This window comes from Pseudocitrobacter vendiensis, from assembly GCF_943590815.1.
In the GTDB taxonomy this organism is placed as follows: Bacteria; Pseudomonadota; Gammaproteobacteria; order Enterobacterales; family Enterobacteriaceae; genus Pseudocitrobacter; species Pseudocitrobacter vendiensis.
In genome coordinates this window covers 82924-89755 of record NZ_CALSBS010000022.1, presented here as the reverse complement: position 1 = coordinate 89755, position 6832 = coordinate 82924, and the positions used below count along the sequence as shown (strand labels likewise).

Sequence of the window (6832 nt, the reverse complement as noted above, 5' to 3'; positions counted from 1 at the left end):
TCATTCATCAAATGCGTGAGTGATTACCCCTGGAAGCCGACAACATTTTGTTATTAAACAGTTTTTAATCATTTGTTTCCTTCCGGTATTATTGGGTAGTCAGGATTATATTGACTGATCATACAACCGGTTTTTTTGAAAGCGCACACACAAAGGTACTGAGAAAAATAGTCTCACACCTGAAGATAAACACTTTATCGCAGAGGGGACTGTCACCCGATGGGAGGCAGACAATTTTAATGTAATACCGCTCCGTCAGGCAGTCATTCGGTTGCATCATGCCGAAGGATGGGCTTTTAAAAGGATGAGCCTGATTTCAGAGCGCGGCATCAACAAGGCAGGTTAGCCTTAGCAGCCTGTAAGTGAATAAATATGATAAATGCAAATCGTCCGATACTGAACCTCGACCTCGATCTGCTGAGAACATTTGTTGCGGTCGCCGATTTGAGCACTTTTGCCGCAGCAGCAGCAGCCGTTTGTCGCACCCAATCCGCCGTTAGCCAGCAAATGCAGCGGCTTGAACAACTTGTTGGCAAAGAACTTTTTGCCCGCCATGGCCGCAATAAACTGCTGACCGAGCACGGTATTCAGCTTTTAGGCTACGCACGTAAAATTCTGCGCTTCAATGATGAGGCCTGTACATCGCTGATGTTCAGTACGGTTCAGGGGCAACTGACGATTGGTTCCTCCGATGAGTCAGCGGATACCATCCTGCCATTCCTGCTCAACCGTATTAGCTCCGCCTGGCCAAAGCTTGGCCTGGATGTGCGTGTTAAGCGACACGCAGACATGGCGGACATGCTCCATAAAAACGAGGTTGATCTGGTACTAACCACGCACCGGATTGATGCGTTCCACTCAACGGTGTTGCGTACCTCGCCGACGCACTGGTACTGCGCCGCAGAGTTCGCTCTGCGCCCGGGAGAGCCAGTACCGCTGGTGTTGCTTGATGATCCCAGCCCGTTCCGCGATATGATCATCTCAACCCTGGATGCGGCAAATGTGCCATGGCGTCTGGCATATGTGGCCTCTACACCGTCGGCAGTACGCGCTGCGGTGAAGGCGGGCCTCGGCGTTACCGCAAGGCCGGTAGAGATGATGAGCCCGGAACTGCGCGTGTTGGGGAGAGCCGACAAACTGCCGGTGTTGCCAGATACCGAATATTTACTAAGCTGTAACGTGCAGAATCCAAATGAATTAATGCAGATGATTTTCCAGTCGGTTGAGACGAGCATCAAACCCTGGACGCAGAGCACGGTCTATACCCTGGAAGGGGGAGATGATTCCCACGCTAATGACGAGGTTATTGAGTAACAACCTTGTAGAAAACTGGTAACAAAATGTAAGTGTAAAAAAGAGTCACTGGCTAGCAAAAGTGAGCCAGTGGCTTTTTTTTCGCCTGTGCTAATGCTTTTGGCAATTAATGCTTTTTACTAATCACATTATAATCAATTGATTATGTGATTCTCATTCACGAATGCTGTCAATTGTGATCCACTTTTAACATATCCTGCTAATGTTAAAAAACCGGGTGTTTTGTTGCTGTTTTTCAGGTCGAATTAACAGAACCGTGTCTTAGATCAAGAAAATACTCCTCCAGAGGGGGAGGAATCGTGTGAAATTCCTGTCAAAATAGAAGGGTACTAGTTGTTATTGTTCGTAAACGGACACGATTCACCAGCACTCAATCCGGAGGGTGACATGAGTCGAAATGCCGCAAAGGGCACGTAATGTTAATGAAATGGAATTGATGTAAATTAATGTGATGAAACCTTTGTTAAAGTTGACAAAAGGTTATCGAAAGGAGTAAAAAACCTCAGATTTTTTCGGTCTATGCTGTGATTCTGGCCGCTTTGCTGGTTTTTTAATCCTCCCCATGAATCGATGTAGCGTCCATCTGCCGGTAAGAGCAGAAGGGGTTATGCTACCTATTTGGTAAAGCTTTGAGTATGTCAACATCCACTGAAATCATCGCTCATCATTGGGCATTCGCTATCTTTCTGCTCATCGCCGTTGGCCTGTGCTGCCTCATGCTGGTCGGCGGTTGGTATCTTGGCGGTCGCGCACGCGCAAGAAGTAAAAACACGCCGTTTGAATCGGGCATCGACTCTGTGGGCACCGCACGCCTGCGCATGTCCGCGAAGTTCTATCTGGTCGCCATGTTCTTCGTCATCTTCGACGTGGAAGCGCTCTACCTTTTCGCCTGGTCAACGTCTATCCGCGAAAGTGGCTGGGTAGGGTTTATCGAAGCCGCAATTTTCATTTTGGTGCTACTGGCTGGTCTGGTTTACCTCGTTCGTGTTGGCGCACTTGACTGGACGCCTGCGCGTTCTCGCCGCACCCTGGTTAACTCCGATACTGACAGCGTCACTAACCGTAATACGCAGTAAAAGCGAGGCAATAAGATGGATTATACGCTCACCCGCATAGATCCTAACGGTGAGAACGACCGTTATCCCCTGCAAAAACAGGAGATTGTTACCGATCCCCTGGAGCAGGAAGTTAACAAAAGCGTGTATATGGGCAAGCTCGAACACGCGATGCACGATATGGTCAACTGGGGTCGCAAAAACTCAATCTGGCCTTACAACTTTGGTCTCTCTTGCTGCTACGTTGAGATGGTGACGTCTTTCACCGCGGTGCATGACGTGGCGCGTTTCGGGGCGGAAGTTCTGCGTGCTTCTCCGCGTCAGGCTGACCTGATGGTGGTGGCGGGAACCTGCTTCACCAAGATGGCCCCGGTTATTCAGCGCCTGTACGAACAGATGCTGGAACCGAAGTGGGTTATCTCCATGGGGGCCTGCGCGAACTCTGGCGGCATGTACGACATTTACTCTGTCGTGCAGGGCGTTGATAAGTTTATTCCGGTGGATGTGTATATCCCGGGCTGTCCGCCGCGTCCGGAAGCCTATATGCAGGCGCTGATGCTGCTGCAGGAGTCTATCGGCAAAGAGCGCCGCCCACTGTCGTGGGTGGTGGGCGATCAGGGCGTTTATCGCGCCAACATGCAATCGGAACGCGAGCGTAAACGCGGCGAACGAATTGCAGTGACGAATCTGCGCACGCCTGACGAGATTTAATTTGCGCCTGCGGGCGGGATAAAAACTTCGCAAATCAATTTACTACAACGCGAAGCCTCGTCAGCAGTCACCACGGACCTTTTGCAATGGTGAACAATATGACCGATTTAACCGCGCATGAAGCGGCCGCATGGCAAACACGGGATCACCTTGATGACCCGGTCATCGGCGAACTGCGCAACCGTTTTGGGCCGGATGCTTTTACCGTTCAGGCGACCCGCACCGGGGTTCCCGTCGTTTGGGTCAAGCGCGAACAGCTGCTGGAAGTCGGCGACTTCCTGAAGAAACTGCCTAAGCCTTACGTCATGCTGTTTGATTTACACGGCATGGACGAACGTCTTCGCACGCACCGCCAGGGTTTACCCGCGGCGGATTTTTCCGTTTTCTACCACCTGATCTCCATTGAACGTAATAGCGATATTATGCTCAAGGTGGCATTGTCTGAAAACGATCTGAACGTGCCGACCTTCACCAAACTCTTCCCAAACGCCAACTGGTATGAGCGTGAAACCTGGGAGATGTTTGGTATTACCTTTAACGGCCACCCGAATCTGCGTCGCATCATGATGCCGAACACCTGGGAAGGCCACCCGCTGCGTAAAGACTATCCGGCGCGCGCCACCGAATTCGATCCGTTTGAGCTGACTAAAGCCAAGCAGGACCTCGAAATGGAAGCGCTGACCTTCAAACCGGAAGAGTGGGGCATGAAGCGCGGTACCGAAAACGAGGACTTTATGTTCCTCAACCTCGGCCCGAACCACCCGTCTGCGCACGGTGCATTCCGTATTATCCTGCAGCTTGATGGCGAAGAGATCGTCGACTGTGTGCCTGACGTGGGCTATCACCACCGCGGCGCGGAGAAAATGGGCGAGCGCCAGTCCTGGCACAGCTACATTCCGTATACCGACCGTATCGAATATCTCGGCGGCTGCGTCAACGAAATGCCATACGTACTGGCCGTTGAAAAACTGGCGGGGATAACAGTGCCGGATCGCGTTAATGTTATTCGCGTGATGCTCTCCGAACTGTTCCGCATCAACAGCCACCTGCTGTATATTTCTACGTTTATTCAGGACGTCGGCGCGATGACGCCGGTATTCTTTGCCTTTACCGACCGTCAGAAAATCTACGATCTGGTGGAAGCGATTACCGGTTTCCGTATGCACCCGGCATGGTTCCGCATCGGTGGCGTCGCGCACGACCTGCCGAAAGGCTGGGATCGCCTGCTGCGTGAATTCCTCGAGTGGATGCCGAAGCGTCTCGACTCTTACGAGAAAGCGGCGCTGCGTAACACCATCCTGATTGGCCGCTCTAAAGGCGTGGCTGCTTATACCGCGAAAGAAGCGCTGGAGTGGGGCACCACCGGTGCTGGCCTGCGCGCGACCGGTATCGGCTTCGACGTGCGTAAATGGCGTCCGTATTCTGGCTATGAAAACTTCGACTTTGAAATCCCGACCGGCGGTGGCGTTTCTGACTGCTACACCCGCGTGATGCTGAAAGTGGAAGAACTGCGCCAGAGCCTGCGTATCCTTCAGCAGTGCCTCGACAACATGCCGGAAGGCCCGTTCAAAGCGGATCACCCGCTGACCACGCCGCCGCCGAAAGAGCGCACGCTGCAACATATCGAAACCCTGATCACCCACTTCCTGCAGGTTTCCTGGGGCCCGGTCATGCCGGCGCAGGAATCGTTCCAGATGGTGGAAGCGACCAAGGGTATTAACAGTTACTACCTGACCAGCGACGGCAGCACCATGAGCTACCGCACCCGTATCCGCACGCCGAGCTATGCGCACCTGCAGCAGATCCCGTCGGCTATCCGTGGCAGCCTGGTATCAGACCTTATTGTCTATCTGGGTAGTATTGATTTTGTTATGTCAGACGTGGACCGCTAATTATGCACGAGAACCAACAACCACAAACCGAGGCTTTTGAGCTGAGTGCGGCAGAGCGTGAAGCGATTGAGCACGAGAAGCACCACTACGAAGACCCGCGTGCGGCGTCCATCGAAGCGCTGAAAATCGTCCAGAAACAGCGTGGCTGGGTGCCGGACGGCGCAATCCACGCGATTGCCGATGTGCTGGGTATTCCGGCAAGCGACGTCGAGGGCGTGGCAACGTTCTACAGCCAGATCTTCCGCCAGCCGGTGGGCCGTCACGTGATCCGTTACTGCGACAGCGTGGTGTGTCACATCACCGGTTACCAGGGGATCCAGGCGGCGCTGGAGCAAAAGCTCAACATCAAACCGGGGCAGACGACCTTTGACGGTCGCTTTACGCTGCTGCCGACCTGCTGCCTGGGGAACTGCGATAAAGGGCCGAATATGATGATTGATGAGGATACTCACAGCCATCTGACGCCGGAAGCCATTCCTGAACTACTGGAGCGGTATAAATGAAAAACGTTATCCGTACTCCCGAAACACATCCGCTGACCTGGCGTCTGCGTGATGACAAACAGCCAGTGTGGCTGGACGAATACCGTAGCAAAAACGGTTATGAAGGCGCACGTAAAGCGCTGATGGGGCTCTCCCCGGACGAAATCGTCAACCAGGTGAAAGACGCTGGCCTGAAAGGGCGCGGCGGCGCAGGCTTCTCCACTGGCCTGAAGTGGAGCCTGATGCCGAAAGACGAATCCATGAACATCCGTTACCTGCTGTGTAACGCCGATGAAATGGAGCCGGGCACCTATAAAGACCGTCTGCTGATGGAGCAACTGCCGCACCTGCTGGTGGAAGGCATGCTCATTTCCGCGTTTGCGCTGAAAGCGTACCGTGGTTACATCTTCCTGCGCGGTGAATACGTTGAAGCCGCGGTGCATCTGCGTCGCGCAATTGCCGAAGCAACTGAAGCCGGTTTGCTTGGCAAAAACATCATGGGCACCGGGTTTGATTTTGAATTGTTCGTGCACACCGGGGCAGGGCGCTATATCTGTGGTGAAGAAACTGCGCTGATCAACTCCCTTGAAGGGCGTCGTGCCAACCCGCGTTCGAAGCCGCCATTCCCGGCGACCTCTGGCGCATGGGGCAAACCGACCTGCGTCAACAACGTGGAAACCCTGTGCAACGTTCCCGCTATTCTCGCCAACGGCGTGGAGTGGTACCAGAATATCTCGAAAAGCAAAGATGCGGGCACCAAGCTGATGGGCTTCTCCGGTCGGGTGAAAAATCCGGGCCTGTGGGAACTGCCGTTTGGTACCACTGCGCGTGAAATCCTTGAAGATTACGCTGGCGGCATGCGCGATGGCCTGAAATTCAAAGCCTGGCAGCCAGGCGGCGCGGGAACTGACTTCCTGACCGAAGCGCATCTTGACCTGCCGATGGAGTTCGAAAGCATCGGTAAAGCAGGCAGCCGTCTGGGTACGGCGCTGGCGATGGCCGTTGACCATGAAATTGGCATGGTTGGCCTGGTGCGTAACCTGGAAGAGTTCTTCGCCCGTGAGTCGTGCGGTTGGTGTACGCCATGCCGTGATGGCCTGCCGTGGAGCGTGAAAATTCTGCGCGCGCTGGAAAAAGGCGAAGGCCAACCGGGCGATATCGAGACTCTTGAGCAACTGTGTCGATTCTTAGGTCCGGGTAAAACATTCTGTGCGCACGCACCTGGCGCGGTAGAACCGTTACAGAGCGCGATTAAATACTTCCGTGAAGAATTTGAAGCGGGCATCAAGCAGCAGTTCAGCAATACCCATGCGATTCATGGGATTCAGCCGAACCTGCTGAAGACGCGCTGGTAATTTTCACCCTCACCCCGCCCTCT

6 protein-coding genes are annotated in these 6832 nt (G+C 53.6%); all 6 read left to right on the top strand.

The features are described from left to right. Positions 1-372 precede the first annotated feature (372 nt). The 6 genes from lrhA (at position 373) to nuoF (ending at position 6809) form a co-directional block, all read left to right on the top strand. The gene (gene lrhA / locus NMC31_RS19490) at positions 373-1314 is read left to right on the top strand and encodes a transcriptional regulator LrhA (protein ID WP_149462012.1); all 942 of its coding nucleotides are present in this window, start codon (positions 373-375) and stop codon (positions 1312-1314) included. 629 nt (positions 1315-1943) lie between these two features. Beyond that, entirely contained in the window at positions 1944-2390 is a 447-nt protein-coding gene (gene nuoA / locus NMC31_RS19485; RefSeq protein WP_041686206.1) for an NADH-quinone oxidoreductase subunit NuoA, read from the top strand. Between the two features lie 15 nt (positions 2391-2405). Then, positions 2406-3080, top strand: a complete 675-nt coding sequence (gene nuoB / locus NMC31_RS19480; RefSeq protein ID WP_015963653.1) for an NADH-quinone oxidoreductase subunit NuoB — start codon at positions 2406-2408, stop codon at positions 3078-3080. Positions 3081-3166: 86 nt separating this feature from the next. Continuing rightward, positions 3167-4972, top strand: a complete 1806-nt coding sequence (gene nuoC / locus NMC31_RS19475) for an NADH-quinone oxidoreductase subunit C/D (RefSeq protein WP_149462013.1) — start codon at positions 3167-3169, stop codon at positions 4970-4972. A gap of 2 nt (positions 4973-4974) precedes the next feature. Then, positions 4975-5475 carry an NADH-quinone oxidoreductase subunit NuoE gene (nuoE, locus tag NMC31_RS19470; RefSeq protein ID WP_015963655.1) on the top strand — a complete coding sequence of 167 codons (501 nt, stop codon included), beginning with the start codon at positions 4975-4977 and terminating at the stop codon, positions 5473-5475. Continuing rightward, positions 5472-6809 (top strand): NADH-quinone oxidoreductase subunit NuoF, encoded by a 1338-nt coding sequence (gene nuoF, locus NMC31_RS19465; protein WP_149462014.1) that lies wholly within the window; start codon positions 5472-5474, stop codon positions 6807-6809. The genes nuoE and nuoF overlap by 4 nt, the downstream gene beginning before the upstream one ends. Positions 6810-6832 lie beyond the last annotated feature (23 nt).